Below are 16,348 nucleotides of genomic sequence, written 5' to 3'. Positions count from 1 at the left end.
ACCGCAGTTCACGGGGGTTCTCTGCTGTAAAATCCGTTGGCCTGCCTGGTCAGCGCATTATCCGGCTGAACGACCGATTCTGATGGTCCACACCGGCCATTAGCGTCGGCGCGATGATGAGTGAGCGCGATTACCAAGAGCGGTCGCTGGCGGCGGTGATGAGCGGTGAGGCGAGGTGTGCCTTCCTCTTCGCACACTACGACGACAGCGTCTTCGACGCCTTTCACGCCATGGCGCATGCGAGCGGCGGAGCCATCGACATAGTCCTGTGCACCGAGTGCCCACGGGGTCGATGGGGCGAGTTCCGTCGACGATCGCTGCCGCCGGCGCTTCGCAACTCATTGCCGGTGAAGGTCGCGGCCAGATTCGTGGGCCGTCCGGTATTCGCCGAGTGGGACTACTACTGCGGACTCGCACTGACACCGGCCGAAGTGATCGACGTGCGCAGAGCCGAGCACGCCGCGGCGTGTGCAGCGGCGGGCGTACCGACGTTCGCCCTGGGCGATTACGAGGTGCAGTACTCGCGGTCGAGCCGCACGCGCTATCGACACGCGGTCGACGCGGCGACGGCACTGCTTCGGGATCACGATGTTCAGACGATCGTCACGCACCCCGCCTCCGCTCGTCATCCGGATCACCGACGCACGCATCGGTTGGCGCAGGAATGCCGCGAGCGCACCGGCGTCGATCTGGTGACGGTGTGCGAGCGGCCGTACACGGTGTGTTCGGAGGCCGACGGGTGCCGGGAGGTCGAGACCGACTCGGCGCTCGTCGCCTCACTGCTCCCGCTGGCGGATGAGGAGTGGGCGGGAAAGCTGGCCGCGACCAACGAGTACCGTACCCAGATCGGCGGACTCGAGAAGACCTTCGGATCGGCGTGGATGGACCGTGACCGACTCGGCGTCGAGTGCTATCACAGCCTCTGCGGCTCTCAGATCAGCGTGCGCCAGTAGTCCCAGAACTGGACGGTGATCATGGCGATCACGACCACGTAGTAGACGGGCAGCGCGATCCACAGCCACTCGCGGGCCGACCGGCCGCCGCGCGAGTCGGGCAGCACGCGCGAGATGCTGAGGATCAGCACCACCGGCATCAGCGTCCACACCACCATGCAGTACGGGCACAGCGCGTGAATGCGGTAGAGGCTCTGGAAGATCAAGTAGCCGACGAAGACCTGGCCGAGTGCCGAGACGACGGCCTGTCCGGCCCAGTACCAGCGTGGCAGTCGGACTCGTGCGATCGACAGCACGGCGGTCACCAGGATCACCGCGAAGGCGGGCAGGCCGAGCAGCGGATTCGGGAATCCGAAGAACTTGCCCTGATCGGTCACCATCACCGATCCGCACGAGATGATCGGATTGATGCTGCACGCGGGCGTGAACGACGGATCGATGAGCAGTTGGATGCGGTCGAGCGTCAGTGCGACCGCGGCAGCCATCCCGAGAACACCGCACACCAGCAGCACCCAGGCGGCCACCACGGGCACCGGGCGACGCTCTCGCCAGAAGCCCCGGGGGGCGGGCGGTGCGGTCTCAACGTCGCTCGCCGTGACTACGGGCGAACCGTCCTCGATCTCGGCCGGCGTCTCATCCGTCATGGCGGGCTACTTCGCGAGGGCCGCGTTGACGGCGTCGGTCAGGCCCTGCGGTCCCGCCTGCGGGTCGAACTGCTGTCCGTTGATGCGGATCCACGGAGTGCCCTGGAACTCGGGATTGCTTGTCGTGTCGGCGGTCTGCTTGGCCACCCACTGACCGAACTGGTTGTTCTCGATGCAGTCGGTGATGCCTTCCGCGCCGGCCTGCTTCGCGAGCGAGATCAGTTCGCTGTCCGGGAGTCCGGCGCCGCCCTCCTCGGGCTGGTTGGTGAAGAGGAGATTGTGGAACTTGAGCCAGATGCTCCAGTCGCCGTTCTTGGCGGTCGATTCGGCGACGCACGTGGACGCGTTCATGGCGCGGCTGGAGTAATTCGTGGTCGACATCCGGTCGAGGAATGCGATCGGGTGGTAGTCGACAGCGACCTGCGGGTTCTTCTCGAGTTCGGCGAGGGTGCCGCCGAAGCTCTGCTCGAAGGCACGGCACCCGGGGCACTGGAAGTCCTCGACGGTGGTGATGACGACCTTGGGCTCCGTGCCCGCCGGCGCACTGGTGATCCGGATGGAGCCGTCCGGCCGCATCACGGTGGGCGTGTCGGAACCGCCGGTGGTCGAGGCGCTGTCCTTGTTGTGGTTGATCGCCCAGAACGTGACGCCGACTGCGATGACGATCAGCACCACCGCCGCACCGATTTTGTAGATGAGGGAACGGCGGCGCTCGGCCTGCCGAGGATCGATGACGGTCCGGTTCTTCTGGGCCACGATTCTCTTCCTCCGCTATCGCTCAGCGAGTCTCCGGCCACCCTGTGTGTCCGGCGGTTACGAGTGCAACCCTACTGGCAGTCGACTGAGAAACTCATTACAGACCTGCGGAAAGGACCAAGGGCGTGCCTGATTCGGTCACTTCGGCGTCACCCAGGTGGTGATGTCGCAGTGGACCACCTCGGTTCCCGCAGTATCGAGGATCCGGATCGTGACCATCACTTCACGACCCTCGGTGATGGTCGAGAAGTCCACCGGTTCGGCCAACTCCGCGTGGGCGGTCAGTCGCGTGGTGGCCTTGGCGAGGTACTGCGTGCTCATCGCCTTGGGGATCCAGCGGTGCCCCGTCGGCACGGTGGCCTCCATCAACATCCCCATCGCGGTCTCGGCGAGATTGCAGGCCGCGATGGCGTGAAAGGTTCCGAGGTGGTTGTGAACGCCGAACCAGTTGGGCGCCGAGACACGGCAGTATCCGGGTTCCATCTCCTCGACGAGCGGGAGAATGGTGCCGAAGTACGGCACGCGCGCGACCATGCCGAGCGAGAACAGTGCGTTGCCGAGCCGACCACCGGGCAGACGCTTGCGGAGGGAGTGCGTCGCACTGTTGGTGTTACCGGGAGTTGCAGTCATGAGTCCCGATGCTATCGGGCTGGACTCGGGTCGATCGTCGATGCTATCCGGCAGTGGTGCCGAGGGTGGCGTTCCGGAGATCTGCGTACGCTGCGTCGAGCGCTGACGCGTACACGGACGGGTCCGGTACGAGATCGGTGTCGCACAGCGCCGTGACCCCGCACCAGTCGTCGCCGGCACCGTGCGCGTGGGAGATGCCCGTGCCGTTGATCGGCCCGAATACCAGCCCGCAGGCCTGCCGACAGTCCAGGAGACGGAGTTCGAACGGCAGCCGGTAAGCGGTCATCACCGACGTATTGAAAGGTCGGTCGTCGGGCTCGGCGCGCCGTGGATAGCCGCGGGAGTCTTCTGTTCGTCGTCGCAGTGCCCGGACCAGGAAACCCGGCGGTACGTAACCGACGGTCGCATCCGCGGAAGCCTCGGCACTATGGCTGAGTCTGAGGCGCTCGCCCAGCACTGCGTCGTGGACCGCCCGGAGTCGAGTGATCGGGTCCGGTTCGGTGCTGTGGAGGTCGACCGTCATCATGACGAATCGGTTGTTCCCTCGTCCGTTGTCCTCGGCCACGGTGCCGTCGGCTTCCCGTGGCCGGACCGTCATGGGAACCGACGCCACCAGTGAGCCGTCCGGCGGGCTGCCGACAGCGCAAAGATAATCGTGCATCGCCCTGCCGATCACGGTGAGAACAAGGTCGTTGACGGTGGCCGCGCCGACACCGCGACGGATCTGTCGGATCTCCGCCCACGGCCAGTAGACGACGGCCACGCCGCGCTTGGGTCCGACGGGACCGTCGACCGGGGTGACGGTCCGCTCGGCTGTCGGTACGGTGTAGCGCGCCGTGGCGCGCACCTTGTCTCTCTCATCGAGCGCACCCCGATAGTTGCGAGCCGCCCGACGGAATTCGGTGAGAGCCCGAGAAACCTGCATGAGCGCGGCGCCGCGCGTGTGGCTGTCGGACGCCTGCGGCACGTCCGGTTCAGAACTCTCGACCGATGGCTCCGGCCCGAACAGACTGGCGAGGATCGCTTGGAGCGCGATCCCGTCCGCAGCGGCGTGGTGGATGCGGACGGCCACGGCGAAGCCCTGGTCCGCTATCGGGCCGAATCCGTCGGGGCACCGGCTCACATGGATCTCCCACAGTGGACGGGACAAATCCATAGCGGATTCGGCCAGTTCTCCGAGGAACTCGAGGAAGCCGTCCGAGGTCATCGGGTCGTGCATGAACAAATGGCGATCGAGACGGAAGTCGTCGTCGTGCACCCAGACGGGGTACTCGAGGTCGAGCATCGACCGTCGGAGCCTGCGACGAAAGAGTGGCCCGCGCGTGCGTGCGGCGAACCACTCGTGCACGGCGGACTCCAGCGGCAGGTCGTGATCAGCGGCGCTCACGAAGAAACCACAGCACACGGTGATCTGACGAGATCGCGGTCCGTCGGTGTAGACGAACATCGCGTCCTTGGGCTGTAGGCGTTCCATCGTGGGACCTCGGTTCAGTGGCGCAGCAGTGCGCGGACGGAGTTCGCCGGAGCCCACCGAAACCAGTCCAGGTCGGGGTTGGCGATGACAGGACGGCGGCGCAATGCCGCTATGCCAGGCGACCGGGCCATCGTCATGAGGACGTGGTCGGCGGTGTCGAGCAGCACGGTGCGGAGCCTGCTGACGGGACGTTGGTAGCAGCCGACGTAGTCGACGACGTTCTTGCTGAAGCTGAGCTTGAATTGACCCACCCCGTGGAGTGGGTGCTCGGGTGTGTCGAGATGAGCGCGAGAGGGCGACCCGTACAAGTCGTACTCGGTGCAGCCGTTCTCGCGCGCCCACCTCATGATCTCCCATTGGACGGCGTGCCCGGCGCCGGTGGTCCCGAGGCCGCTCGAGGAACTGTCGTCCGATGCACTGCGCACGGAGGCGCCGGTCAGGTAGAGGGCGCGATGACCGAATCTGAGTGCGAAAGCCGTGGCGACCACCTCTCCTCGCCGGCGGGCGAAGAACAACTGACCGGCGCCGGACTTCTGCAGGTGCTGGTACGTCGTCGTCGCAGTGTGGAGATCGGGTATCCCGAATCGTCCGTTCGCGGTGGATCGGAGGAGATCGAAATTGATTCGGCAGTTCGCATCGGTCGCCTCGACCCGCTCCACCACCACATCCTCACGGGTCGCACGCTTGATCCATCGCCGGGCCCGCGTGCTGAATCTGGCCAGGACATCCTCGTCCGTGCCACTCAGATCGACCAGGATGGTGTGCTCGATGGTCCAGGTCATCGTCCGACTCAGACCGTGTGCGATCAGGGTAGCCTCAGCCTGCTCGGAGGCGGGAATATACGGATCGACGCGAATCGTCATCACGCCGAGTTCAGCAGCCAGCGGGGTGAGTGAATCGACGACGAGAACGAGGTCCTCGACCGAGGTGACACCCGGACCGGGGATCTGCCAGTAGTCGCCGAGCGTCGGGACAGTCGCGACCACAGCCAACACAGCCAGGTCGCCGACCATCAGATATTCGACGTGATGCCCTGCGAGCTGCTGGGTGTGTGCGAACGCGCGAGACCGGAAGACCGAACCTCCATCGGGGTTGGCGCGGATCAGGTCGTCCCATCGCTCGATCTCGCCGGCTGTCGCCTGTCTGGCCTCGCCGAGGGCGAACGTCGCGTTCTTCACATCTGTATCCGACTTACACATCCCGCGCTTCTCGGTGCTGCTCCTCTTTCTGAAAACGCATGAGAATGCAGCCTATCGCCGCCCTGGGTACGCGGTCAGTCGCACGTTCGGCCCAATTCCGTCCGCGGAGACGGGGCGGGCGCCCGGAGTTCAGTGGATGGTGTTCACGCAGGCGTCGGTGAGAACGGCAGCGTGATGACGGAGCTTGCCGAGGTAGTCGTCCAAGTCGCGCAACGCGCTGAGGTCTGCCGTCACGTTGATCGTCAGCCGGTCGCCGAGCGAGGTGACCACATGCTGCAACGTCATCCGATCGCCGATGTTGAGCCACATCAACTGGTCGATCACCGGATCACCGAGGAAGGTGGCGTCGACGAGATCGCTGCGGACGTTGGAGATCAGCGTGGCGGCGGTGCTCGCGGCCGGGGAATCGACGCCTGCTTCGGCGACGCCGGATCGCTGAGCCCGTTTCCTGGACAGACCGAGGACAGTCGGTGCGAGCCGAGTCTGCAAGGCGCGGAAGGCGATCGCATCCTCACTGCGGACCCGCGCCTTGGCAGCCGCGGTCGAGGCGTGTACTCGCCGGAGCCGCTCGATCGGGTCGGATTCGTCGCCGTGCAGTTCCACGATCTCCTCGGAGAACGAGTTGGCGTCAGCGGTCAGATCGTCGGCCTGGAAGGGCGACGCGGCGTACAGCGGCACCGCCGGCTCGCCGCCGTCGAGCTCCGTCAAGGTCTCGAACAGCGCCCGGCCGATGATCGCGGTGACCGCATCGTTGACGGTGGCTCCCGGAACAACGTCGCGGACCGCGCGGACCTCGCGCAGACTCAACGGCACCGAACCGATGTGAATCGGTCCGCGCAGGGCGTGGTTGAAGCGCGTTCCCCGGGGGAGTTCGACCGACTTCAGGTTGGCCGCGTGCCGTGACAGACCCGGCAGCGCCGCGAGATGACGCACCAGTGCGGCCGGGATCGACAGCGCCGATCTCAGGTTCCCGGGCGGCCGGTGGCCGGGGACGGGTGGAGCGGGCACCGGCTCGTCGCGCAGCGCGCGGCGCATGACCGCGGCGATCTTGGTTCCGTCGCCGGCCGCGTGATGGGTGCGCAGCACCACCAACGTGACCGGTTCGGGGTAGTCGAGATCCATGCCGGTCACGCCGGTGATCACCGTCAGATCCCACGGCGGCCGCGACAGATCGACCGGCGTCGAGACCAGTTCCGCCACGATCCGCTCCGCGCCCGCCGGCTCGCCGCCGTCGACGACCCGGATGTGCGCGGCGACGTCGACAGACGGATCCGTGACCCAGTGCGGCAGGCCGGCGTGGCCCCATGAGTGCCGCAGCGTGCGGGTGAACATCGGCCAGCAGTCGAGTCGTTCCCTCATCCAGGCGGCGACTCGGGAGACGTCGAGTGACTCCCCGGTGGTGGCGACGACGTCGCAGTGGATGACGGACGTGACGGCGGGGGTCAGAGCGACGGTGTCGCGGACGCTCAGCGGGACAGCATCATGAATGTCGGTCATACAGACGACAGTAGTGTCGTCTGTTCAGACTATCTCGCGAAGTGCGGGACGTCAGTCGCGAGTCACCCACGGAATCGGGCGCGTCGGCGGATTTGAGCTCATCGGCGGGGTGGTGCATACTATTCAGGTTGCCTCGCGTAGGGGCGAACAAACTTCCAGGACCGCAAAGCGCGGATCCGGGCGTGTAACGCGGGACCCACAGTGTGGGCTCGGATGAATTCTCATCCGGGGAACCGGACCGACACGCCCGACCGCGGGTGCCGGAGGCGAAGCCGACGAGAGTCGGCAGCCGGACGAGAGTTCGGCACCGTACAACGACAGTAGAACAGCGTCGATCCGCCAAATGTCAAGGCGTGGTCATGTGGCATCAGTTGCCGCCCGTGAGTGATCTCGGGTGTGGAGTCACGCGGTGTTGTGCTGTCGAGAGATGAACAGACGGAAGAGGACACAGCGTGGCGGGACAGAAGATCCGCATCAGGCTCAAGGCCTACGACCACGAGGCGATCGACGCTTCTGCGCGCAAGATCGTGGAGACCGTGACCCGCACGGGTGCGCGCGTGGTCGGCCCGGTGCCGTTGCCCACCGAAAAGAACGTGTACTGCGTCATCCGTTCGCCGCATAAGTACAAGGACAGCCGCGAACACTTCGAGATGCGCACGCACAAGCGACTCATCGACATCCTCGACCCGACGCCGAAGACGGTCGACGCGCTGATGCGCATCGATCTCCCGGCGAGTGTCGACGTCAACATTCAGTGACGGGGGATTGAATCAAATGAGCAATCAGAATGCAACCAAGGGCATCCTGGGCACCAAGCTCGGCATGACCCAGGTTTTCGACGAGAACAACCGGGTCGTCCCGGTGACCGTCATCGCGACCGGCTCCAACGTCGTCACCCAGCTGCGCACCGCAGACCGTGACGGCTACACCGCCGTTCAGCTCGCGTACGGCGCCGTCGACCCCCGCAAGGTGAGCAAGCCGGTCGCCGGCCAGTTCGCCAAGGCCGGCGTCACCCCGCGCCGCCACCTCACCGAGATCCGTGTCAACGACATCTCGGAGTTCGAGGTCGGCCAGGAGCTGGGTGCCGACATCTTCGCCGAAGGCGTGAAGGTGGACGTAACCGGTACTTCCAAGGGCAAGGGCTTCGCCGGTGTCATGAAGCGTCACGGCTTCGCCGGTCTGGGTGCCAGCCACGGTGCGCACCGCGTGCACCGTTCGCCGGGCTCCATCGGTGGCTGCGCCACGCCGGGTCGTGTCTTCAAGGGCACCCGCATGGCAGGCCGCATGGGCTCCGACAAGGTGACCACGCAGAACCTGACCGTCCACAAGGTGGACGCCGAAGCCGGTCTGCTGTTGATCAAGGGCGCGATCCCCGGCCGCAAGGGCGGCATCGTGGTGGTCCGCGACGCAGTGAAGGGTGGCGCCAAGTGAGCACCGAAACCGCAACCAAGCTGACGCTCGACGTCCGCAACGCCGACGGCACCACCAATGGCACCGTCGACCTGCCGGCCGAGCTCTTCGACCAGACCGCGAACATCGCGCTCATGCACCAGGTGGTCGTGGCCCAGCAGGCCGCCGCCCGCCAGGGCACGCATTCGACCAAGACGCGTGGCGAGGTCTCCGGCGGCGGCGCCAAGCCGTACCGCCAGAAGGGCACCGGCCGCGCTCGTCAGGGCTCGATCCGCGCTCCGCAGTTCACCGGCGGCGGCACCGTTCACGGTCCGCAGCCGCGTGACTACACGCAGAAGGTCAACAAGAAGGTCAAGGCCGCTGCGCTGCGCGGCGCCCTGTCGGACCGTGCTCGCAACGAGCGCATCCACGTGGTGACCGAGCTCGTCGCCGGCCAGACCCCGTCGACCAAGGCTGCTCGCGAGTTCCTGGCGAAGCTGAGCGAGCGTCGCAAGTTCCTGGTGGTGCTGTCCCGTGAGGACGTCACCGCGTGGAAGAGCGTCGCCAACCTGGGCAACGTCCTGCCGATCGCGCCGGATCAGCTCAACACCTACGACGTCCTCGACTCGGATGAGGTCGTGTTCAGCGTTGAGACCCTGAACGCCTTCATCGAGCAGAACCAGAAGAAGGAGGCCTAGGAATGGCTACGCAGGCAGACCCGCGTGACATCATCCTGGCGCCGGTGATCTCGGAGAAGGCTTACGGGCTGATCGAAGACAACGTGTACACGTTCCTGGTGCACCCGGATTCGAACAAGACTCAGATCAAGATCGCCATCGAGCAGATCTTCGATGTGAAGGTCTCCAGCGTCAACACCGCCAATCGTCAGGGCAAGCGCAAGCGCACCCGTTACGGCTACGGCAAGCGCAAGAACACCAAGCGCGCCATCGTGACGCTGTCCGCTGACAGCAAGCCCATCGAGATCTTCGGGGGAGCGGTCTCCTGACCGCCCGCGAAGAAGAGTAGGGACTAAGACTCATGGCAATTCGTAAGTACAAGCCGACGACGCCGGGCCGTCGCGGATCGAGCGGTGCCGACTTCTCCGAGGTCACCCGTTCGCATCCGGAGAAGTCGCTGGTTCGTCCGCTGCACAGCACCGGCGGCCGCAACGCTCACGGCCGGATCACCACCCGCCACAAGGGTGGCGGCCACAAGCGCGCCTACCGTCTGATCGACTTCCGTCGTAACGACAAGGACGGCATCAACGCCAAGGTCGCGCACATCGAGTACGACCCCAACCGCACCGCGCGCATCGCGCTGCTGCACTACGTGGACGGTGAGAAGCGCTACATCCTGGCGCCGAAGAACCTGAAGCAGGGCGACGTCGTCGAATCCGGCCCCAACGCCGACATCAAGCCGGGCAACAACCTGCCGCTGCGCAACATCCCGACCGGTACCCAGATCCACAACGTGGAGCTGCGTCCGGGCGGCGGCGCCAAGATGGCTCGTTCGGCCGGCGCCTCGATCCAGCTGCTGGGCAAGGAGGGTCCGTACGCGACCCTGCGCATGCCCTCCGGTGAGATCCGCCGCGTCGACGTGCGCTGCCGCGCCACCGTCGGCGAGGTCGGCAACGCCGAGCAGAGCAACATCAACTGGGGCAAGGCCGGCCGTATGCGCTGGAAGGGCAAGCGCCCGACCGTCCGCGGTGTCGTCATGAACCCGGTCGACCACCCGCACGGCGGTGGTGAGGGCAAGACCTCGGGTGGTCGCCACCCGGTGAGCCCGTGGGGACAGCCTGAGGGCCGCACCCGCAAGAACAAGGCCAGCGACAAGATGATCGTCCGTCGCCGTCGTACCGGCAAGAACAAGCGATAACTAGGAGGAGGTAAAAAATGCCACGCAGCCTGAAGAAGGGCCCGTTCGTCGACGACCACCTCCTGAAGAAGGTGGATGCACAGAACGAGAAGGGCACCAAGCAGGTCATCAAGACCTGGTCGCGCCGCTCGACCATCATCCCCGACTTCATCGGTCACACCTTTGCGGTCCACGACGGTCGCAAGCACGTGCCCGTGTTCGTGTCCGACTCGATGGTGGGTCACAAGCTGGGCGAGTTCGCTCCCACCCGTACCTTCAAGGGTCACATCAAGGATGACCGGAAAGCGAAGCGCCGGTAACCATGACTACTGAGACTGAAAACGCAGTGCAGAGTGCACGGGCGACCGCGAAGTTCGTTCGCGTGACCCCGATGAAGGCACGCCGCGTCATCGACCTGGTTCGCGGAAAGAACGTGGACGAGGCTCTCGACATCCTGCGGTTCGCGCCGCAGGCGGCCAGTGAGCCGGTCTACAAGGTGCTCGCCAGCGCGGTCGCGAACGCTGAGAACAACGTGGGCCTGGACCGCCGGACGCTCGTCGTCTCGGAGGCCTTCGCCGATGAGGGCCCGACCCTGAAGCGGTTCCAGCCGCGTGCACAGGGCCGCGCCTTCCGCATCCGCAAGCGCACCAGCCACATCACCGTGGTCGTCGCCGCTGCGGAGAACGGCGGACGTGCTCGTTCGCGCCAGCAGAAGAAGAAGGGAGCCTAAACAGTGGGCCAGAAGATCAACCCGCACGGCTTCCGGCTGGGCATCACCACGGACTGGAACTCACGTTGGTACGCCGACAAGCAGTACGCGGAGTACGTCAAGGAAGACGTCGCGATCCGCAAGCTGCTGAGCACCGGCCTCGAGCGCGCCGGCATCTCCAAGGTGGAGATCGAGCGCACCCGTGACCGCGTCCGCGTCGACATCCACACCGCTCGTCCGGGCATCGTCATCGGCCGCCGCGGCGCCGAGGCCGATCGCATCCGCGGCGACCTGGAGAAGCTGACCGGCAAGCAGGTGCAGCTGAACATCCTCGAGGTCAAGAACCCCGAGGCCGACGCACAGCTCGTCGCGCAGGGCGTCGCCGAGCAGCTCAGCAACCGTGTGGCGTTCCGCCGCGCGATGCGCAAGGCCATCCAGTCGGCCATGCGTCAGCCGGGCGTCAAGGGTATCCGAGTCCAGTGCTCGGGTCGTCTGGGCGGTGCCGAGATGAGCCGCAAGGAGTTCTACCGCGAGGGACGCGTGCCGCTGCACACGCTGCGCGCCGACATCGACTACGGGCTCTACGAGGCACGTACCACCTTCGGCCGCATCGGCGTGAAGGTGTGGATCTACAAGGGCGATATCGTCGGCGGCCGTCGTGAGCTGGCCGCAGCCGCGCCCGCCGAGGATCGTCGCGGACCGCGTCGTCCGAGCCGTCCGCGCCGCGACGCGCGTGGTGGCCAGGGCGGTCGCAGCAGCGACGCTGCGCAGGCTCCGGCCGCCGACGCCACCGCGTCCGCTCCGGCGTCTGCAGAGAACCAGGAGGGCTGAGGCCATGTTGATCCCTCGCAGGGTCAAGCACCGCAAGCAGCACCACCCCAGCCTGAAGGGCCGGGCCAAGGGCGGAACCAAGGTCACCTTCGGTGACTACGGCATCCAGGCTCTGGAAGGTGCGTACATCACCAACCGTCAGATCGAGTCTGCTCGTATCGCGATCAACCGCCACATCAAGCGTGGCGGCAAGGTCTGGATCAACATCTTCCCGGACCGCCCGATCACGAAGAAGCCCGCCGAGACCCGCATGGGTTCCGGTAAGGGCTCGCCCGAGTGGTGGGTGGCCCCGGTGAAGCCGGGCCGCGTGCTGTTCGAGATGAGCTACCCCAATGAGGAGACCGCTCGCGAGGCACTGCGCCGCGCACAGCACAAGCTCCCCATGAAGACCCGAATCGTGACCCGAGAGGAGCAGTTCTGATGGCACTCGGAGTCGCTGCTTCTGAGCTCCGTGAGCTCAGCGATACCGACCTGGTCGCGCGCCTGAAGGAGTCGAAGGAAGAGCTTTTCAACCTTCGCTTCCAGATGGCCACCGGTCAGCTCGACAACAACCGTCGTCTGCGCACCGTGCGCCGCGAGATCGCGCGTGTCTACACCGTGATGCGTGAGCGCGAGCTGGGCCTCGCGTCCGGACCGGAGGGTGAAGACGCATGAGTGAGGACCAGAAGGTGAACACCGAAGATCGCGCCAGCCGCAAGGAGCGGATCGGCTACGTCGTCAGTGACAAGATGACCAAGACCATCACGGTCGAGCTGGAGGATCGTACACGCCACGCGCTGTACGGCAAGATCATCCGCACGACCAGCAAGGTCAAGGCGCACGACGAGGAGCAGATCGCCGGCGTCGGCGACCGCGTCCGGATCATGGAGACCCGACCGCTGTCGGCGACCAAGCGCTGGCGTCTGGTCGAGGTGCTCGAGAAGGCCAAGTAGGCCCGATCCGCGCTTCGCGTACGACGAACATACGACCGCCCGTCCCGGGATTCCGGGGCGGGCGGTCGTCGTCGGAGTGGATGATCGTTCGCGTCGATCTGGCGGCGCCGGCCGATACCGTGGTGCACTGTCGATATACTGCGCCGGGTACCGCTTAGCGGCACCGGGCATCGACAGCCGATTGCCGCAACCGACTAGTTAGGACACCATGCCGGACGCTGGCCACAGGCGTGACGACGAATCGAATGCTCTTCGAAGCGGCGCGGAGCCACTGACGTCTGGCTCGGATGAGCTGTCCGACGTGCCCGGATGGGGATCCGACGAAGACGATCCCGTCGCCGAACAGTTGCGGGCATGGCGCTCCGAACTCGGTACGGGGACGGCCGGACCCGCGCCGTCGGCTGAGCGGGCGACTCCGACCCCGGTCCCGCGCGACGAGCCGCAGGAGACGGTGCACGAGGCGCGTCACTCCACGCCGAAGGAGGAGTGGACGCAGAATCCGATGACGGCGCCGTGGCTGCTCAACGGACTCGGCTTCCGCAAGGAGGAGCCGGAACTGGTGGAGCAGCGGCCGCGCCGCGCGCCGCGGATGCCCGAGGGCCGCAGCGCCGCGTGGGACGTCATCTCCGCGCAACAGCCGGTGGTGAAGCCGGCCGAACCGGAGATCAGCCCGGAGGAGGCTGCGCTCTCCGCTGCCCGTACGGTCTCGTTTCCGGCGCTCGACATGGTGCCCATCGGGGAGAAGGCCGGTCCGGTCGAATACGCGATCGAGGTCGATGGCCTGCGCAAGGTCTTCAACGACATGGTCGCCGTCGACGATGTGAGCTTCAAAGTGCCCAAGGGCAAGATCGTGGCACTGCTCGGACCCAACGGCGCCGGGAAGACGACCACGGTGAGCATGCTGTGCACCCTGCTGCGACCCACCTCGGGTACGGCGACCGTCAACGGATACGACGTCCTCAAGGACGCGGCGCAGGTCCGGCGGTCGATCATGCTCACCGGGCAGTTCGCCGCGCTGGACGAGTCGCTGACCGGGCGTGAGAACCTCGTGCTGTTCGGCCGGCTGATGGGACTGCGGAAGCCCGCGGCTCGGGCCCGTGCCGACGAGCTGCTGGAGTTCTTCTCTCTCGTCGCGGCGGCCGACAAACGGGTGGGCCAGTACTCCGGTGGCATGCGGCGGCGCATCGACATCGCCTGCGGGCTCGTCACCGAACCGAAGGTGGTGTTCCTCGACGAACCGACCACGGGCCTGGATCCGCGCAGTCGGCAGGACGTGTGGGAACTGGTGGAACAGCTGCGCGATTCCGGCGTCACCATCTTGCTGACCACCCAGTATCTCGAGGAAGCCGACATGCTGTCGGACAACATCGTGGTCATCGACAAGGGCCGGGTGATCGCCGAAGGCACCTCGGACGAGCTCAAAGCAGCGACCGGTGCGGCCTACTGTGAGGTGACACCCGCGCACCCGGCGTACCTGCCGCGGCTGCGGGCCCGCCTGGCCGATCTGCTCGGCGCCAACGCCAAGGACGACGGAGAGACGATCTCCGTCCCGGCGCCCGACGGTCCGGACACGCTCGCCGAGGTGATCCGGCGGACCGAGGCGGCACGGATCCCGCTGGCCGACATCGCCTTGCGCCGGCCTTCGCTGGACGAGGTGTTCCTGGCGCTGACTGATCCGAACAAGGACCGGGGCGCCTGATGGCCCACGAGGCGACCGTCGCTCCGCGGTTGTTCGGTCCGGACGGCGCGACCGCGCAGATCAGTCCGGTCCAGCAGTGGTGGACGCTGACCGGACGCGGACTGCGCAAGGTGGTCCGCAACGGCGAGATCGTGCTCGCCTTCCTCTCGCCGGCGCTGCTGGCGCTGTGCTTCTATCTCCCGCTGCGCAAGATCATGAATGCGCAGATGGACATGAACTATGCGCAGTACCTGATGCCGATCATCTTTCTGCAGTCGCTGGAGTTCACTGCCTCGTCGGCGGCGATGCGCTCGTCCTTCGACGGCTCGGAGGGCGTCAACACCCGCTTCCGCGCGATGCCGATGCGACCCGCGGTGCCACTGCTGGCGCGCACGGCCACCAATGCCGTGCTTCTCACGGTCTCGCTCGTGTGCGCCACCGTCGCGACCCTCATCATGGGGTGGCGGCCCGGCGGGGGAGTCACCGGAACTCTCGCGCTCTACGGAATCGGGGCGTTGATCGGTCTGCTGCTGGCGACGGTGGCCGACGGCATCGGCCTGATCGCGGGCAGCCCGCAGGCCACCAGCCAGACGATGGGTCTGCCGACGCTGATCCTGGGCATGCTGTCGACGGGATTCGTTCCGGAGGAACGGTTCCCCGAGTGGATCCGGCCGTTCGCTCGAAACCAGCCGATCTCCCAGTTCGCGGGAGTGATGCGTTCGGCCGACGACGGCACGCTGACGTGGCACCAGTTGTTCCCGTCGGTGTGCTGGATGATCGGGCTCGCGGTGGTCGCGGCCATCCTCCTCGGGATCTACATGCGGAGGAACGCGCGATGACCGATCAGTCGAGCACGGCGCCGGGCGCCGGGGAGACACAGGAAGCGATGGAGTTCCCGCCGGTGCAGTCGCCCGCGGAGACATCGCTGCGCGCCTGGATCACGCAGTCGGCGATCCTGACCGGCAGGCAGGTGATGGTGCTGGCGCGAGACATTCCGACACTCACCCAGATCCTGCTGTTCCCCGCGCTGAGCATGATCATGTTCAAGGTGGTGCTGGGCGACGTGATCGGTCAGGCGACGGGACAGAACAGCGCGTACGGCACCGTGCCGCTGGTGGTCCTGGTGGCGGCGATGTTCGGTTCGGTGGCGTCGGCCACCCGGCTCAACGTGGAGCGGCGCAGCGGGTTGCTGAGCCGGTTGTACGTGATGCCGATCAACCGATCGGCGGATCTCGCATCGCGGGTGGCCGCCGATTCGGTGCGAGTCCTGATCACTTCGGCGATCCTGCTCGCGGCGGGCCATCTCATCGGATTCCGGTTCACGCAGGGTGTGGGACCGGCCGTGGGACTGTTCGTGGTCGCGATGGCCTACGGCGCCGCGTACGGGATGCTCGCGCTCGCCTTGGCGGTGAACGCCGCCCCCGGTGCGCCGCTGGTGCCCTATCTCGGACTGTTGTCGAGCCTGCTGATGTTCTTCAATTCCGGATTCTCGCCGGTGGAGGCGTACCCCGATTGGCTTCAGCCGGTGGTGCAGAACCAGCCGATGACGCCTGCGATCGAACTGATGCGTTCGCTCGCCGCGGGCGGGCCGCTGATGGACAACGCGATCAAGGTGGCGTGCTGGGTGATCGGCATCTTCGCGGTCACGATTTATCCCGCTTTGCGCGGGTATCGCAAGGCTGCGGTGGGACACTGAGCGGTGTCGTGAGACGCGAGGCGGCCGACTCCGGCCCGGGGGTGGAATCCAGGCGGTTTCCGTCTACGCCGTAGGCGGGCTTAGAATTGACCACTTTGGGTACGAA

21 protein-coding genes are annotated in these 16,348 nt (G+C 66.3%); 15 read left to right on the top strand and 6 right to left on the bottom strand.

Going from position 1 to position 16,348, the window contains the following annotated elements:
* The first annotated feature begins 113 nt into the window (after nt 1-113).
* Nucleotides 114-953: a PIG-L deacetylase family protein gene (locus tag ABFX36_RS04310; protein ID WP_006895660.1), complete on the top strand. Its 840-nt coding sequence runs from the start codon at nt 114-116 to the stop codon at nt 951-953.
* On the opposite strand, the gene ABFX36_RS04305 is transcribed toward ABFX36_RS04310, so the two are convergent.
* From ABFX36_RS04305 to ABFX36_RS04280, 6 genes are all read right to left on the bottom strand, one after another.
* Nucleotides 932-1,597: a vitamin K epoxide reductase family protein gene (locus ABFX36_RS04305; RefSeq protein WP_006895659.1), complete on the bottom strand. Its 666-nt coding sequence runs from the start codon at nt 1,595-1,597 to the stop codon at nt 932-934. The genes ABFX36_RS04310 and ABFX36_RS04305 overlap by 22 nt on opposite strands.
* A 6-nt stretch (nt 1,598-1,603) precedes the next feature.
* Complete coding sequence (locus ABFX36_RS04300) at nt 1,604-2,353, bottom strand: DsbA family protein (RefSeq protein WP_006895658.1); 750 nt, start codon at nt 2,351-2,353, stop codon at nt 1,604-1,606.
* 138 nt (nt 2,354-2,491) lie between these two features.
* A complete protein-coding gene (locus ABFX36_RS04295) occupies nt 2,492-2,983 on the bottom strand; it encodes a hotdog fold domain-containing protein (protein WP_045536388.1) in 492 nt (163 codons plus the stop codon).
* Nucleotides 2,984-3,026: 43 nt separating this feature from the next.
* Nucleotides 3,027-4,457, bottom strand: coding sequence for a wax ester/triacylglycerol synthase domain-containing protein (locus tag ABFX36_RS04290; RefSeq protein ID WP_346075082.1), 1,431 nt, complete (start codon nt 4,455-4,457; stop codon nt 3,027-3,029).
* 14 nt (nt 4,458-4,471) lie between these two features.
* The gene (locus tag ABFX36_RS04285) at nt 4,472-5,635 is read right to left on the bottom strand and encodes a lipid II:glycine glycyltransferase FemX (protein WP_231875644.1); all 1,164 of its coding nucleotides are present in this window, start codon (nt 5,633-5,635) and stop codon (nt 4,472-4,474) included.
* A 150-nt stretch (nt 5,636-5,785) separates the two neighbouring features.
* Nucleotides 5,786-7,153 carry a wax ester/triacylglycerol synthase domain-containing protein gene (locus ABFX36_RS04280; protein WP_045536395.1) on the bottom strand — a complete coding sequence of 456 codons (1,368 nt, stop codon included), beginning with the start codon at nt 7,151-7,153 and terminating at the stop codon, nt 5,786-5,788.
* 452 nt (nt 7,154-7,605) lie between these two features.
* Here ABFX36_RS04280 and rpsJ point away from each other — a divergent pair, with 452 nt between their 5' ends.
* From rpsJ to ABFX36_RS04210, 14 genes are all read left to right on the top strand, one after another.
* Nucleotides 7,606-7,911 (top strand): 30S ribosomal protein S10, encoded by a 306-nt coding sequence (gene rpsJ, locus ABFX36_RS04275; protein WP_003938093.1) that lies wholly within the window; start codon nt 7,606-7,608, stop codon nt 7,909-7,911.
* Nucleotides 7,912-7,927: 16 nt separating this feature from the next.
* Nucleotides 7,928-8,584 (top strand): 50S ribosomal protein L3, encoded by a 657-nt coding sequence (rplC, locus tag ABFX36_RS04270; protein ID WP_006895652.1) that lies wholly within the window; start codon nt 7,928-7,930, stop codon nt 8,582-8,584.
* Nucleotides 8,581-9,240 carry a 50S ribosomal protein L4 gene (gene rplD, locus ABFX36_RS04265; RefSeq protein WP_006895650.1) on the top strand — a complete coding sequence of 220 codons (660 nt, stop codon included), beginning with the start codon at nt 8,581-8,583 and terminating at the stop codon, nt 9,238-9,240. The genes rplC and rplD overlap by 4 nt, the downstream gene beginning before the upstream one ends.
* A gap of 2 nt (nt 9,241-9,242) precedes the next feature.
* Nucleotides 9,243-9,548, top strand: coding sequence for a 50S ribosomal protein L23 (rplW, locus tag ABFX36_RS04260; protein ID WP_006895649.1), 306 nt, complete (start codon nt 9,243-9,245; stop codon nt 9,546-9,548).
* A 32-nt stretch (nt 9,549-9,580) separates the two neighbouring features.
* Entirely contained in the window at nt 9,581-10,417 is an 837-nt protein-coding gene (gene rplB / locus ABFX36_RS04255) for a 50S ribosomal protein L2 (RefSeq protein ID WP_006895648.1), read from the top strand.
* Between the two features lie 17 nt (nt 10,418-10,434).
* Nucleotides 10,435-10,716, top strand: a complete 282-nt coding sequence (gene rpsS, locus ABFX36_RS04250; RefSeq protein WP_006895647.1) for a 30S ribosomal protein S19 — start codon at nt 10,435-10,437, stop codon at nt 10,714-10,716.
* A gap of 2 nt (nt 10,717-10,718) precedes the next feature.
* Complete coding sequence (gene rplV, locus ABFX36_RS04245; protein WP_006895646.1) at nt 10,719-11,126, top strand: 50S ribosomal protein L22; 408 nt, start codon at nt 10,719-10,721, stop codon at nt 11,124-11,126.
* A 3-nt stretch (nt 11,127-11,129) separates the two neighbouring features.
* Nucleotides 11,130-11,936: a 30S ribosomal protein S3 gene (gene rpsC, locus ABFX36_RS04240; protein WP_006895645.1), complete on the top strand. Its 807-nt coding sequence runs from the start codon at nt 11,130-11,132 to the stop codon at nt 11,934-11,936.
* A gap of 4 nt (nt 11,937-11,940) precedes the next feature.
* Complete coding sequence (gene rplP / locus ABFX36_RS04235; RefSeq protein WP_006895643.1) at nt 11,941-12,357, top strand: 50S ribosomal protein L16; 417 nt, start codon at nt 11,941-11,943, stop codon at nt 12,355-12,357.
* Entirely contained in the window at nt 12,357-12,590 is a 234-nt protein-coding gene (gene rpmC / locus ABFX36_RS04230) for a 50S ribosomal protein L29 (protein ID WP_006895641.1), read from the top strand. The genes rplP and rpmC overlap by 1 nt, the downstream gene beginning before the upstream one ends.
* Nucleotides 12,587-12,868 (top strand): 30S ribosomal protein S17, encoded by a 282-nt coding sequence (gene rpsQ, locus ABFX36_RS04225; protein ID WP_006895639.1) that lies wholly within the window; start codon nt 12,587-12,589, stop codon nt 12,866-12,868. Before rpmC ends, rpsQ begins: the two co-directional genes overlap by 4 nt.
* 208 nt (nt 12,869-13,076) lie before the next feature.
* A complete protein-coding gene (locus tag ABFX36_RS04220) occupies nt 13,077-14,567 on the top strand; it encodes an ATP-binding cassette domain-containing protein (RefSeq protein WP_045536400.1) in 1,491 nt (496 codons plus the stop codon).
* Nucleotides 14,567-15,385: an ABC transporter permease gene (locus ABFX36_RS04215; protein WP_006895637.1), complete on the top strand. Its 819-nt coding sequence runs from the start codon at nt 14,567-14,569 to the stop codon at nt 15,383-15,385. The genes ABFX36_RS04220 and ABFX36_RS04215 overlap by 1 nt, the downstream gene beginning before the upstream one ends.
* On the top strand, nt 15,382-16,242 hold the full coding sequence (locus ABFX36_RS04210) for an ABC transporter permease (protein WP_006895635.1): 861 nt from the start codon (nt 15,382-15,384) through the stop codon (nt 16,240-16,242). The genes ABFX36_RS04215 and ABFX36_RS04210 overlap by 4 nt, the downstream gene beginning before the upstream one ends.
* Nucleotides 16,243-16,348 lie beyond the last annotated feature (106 nt).

This window comes from Gordonia cholesterolivorans (genome assembly GCF_039531975.1).
GTDB lineage: Bacteria > Actinomycetota > Actinomycetes > Mycobacteriales > Mycobacteriaceae > Gordonia > Gordonia sihwensis.
Note: the sequence above shows the minus strand (reverse complement) of the source record. Positions and strands in the feature narration are given on the sequence as shown.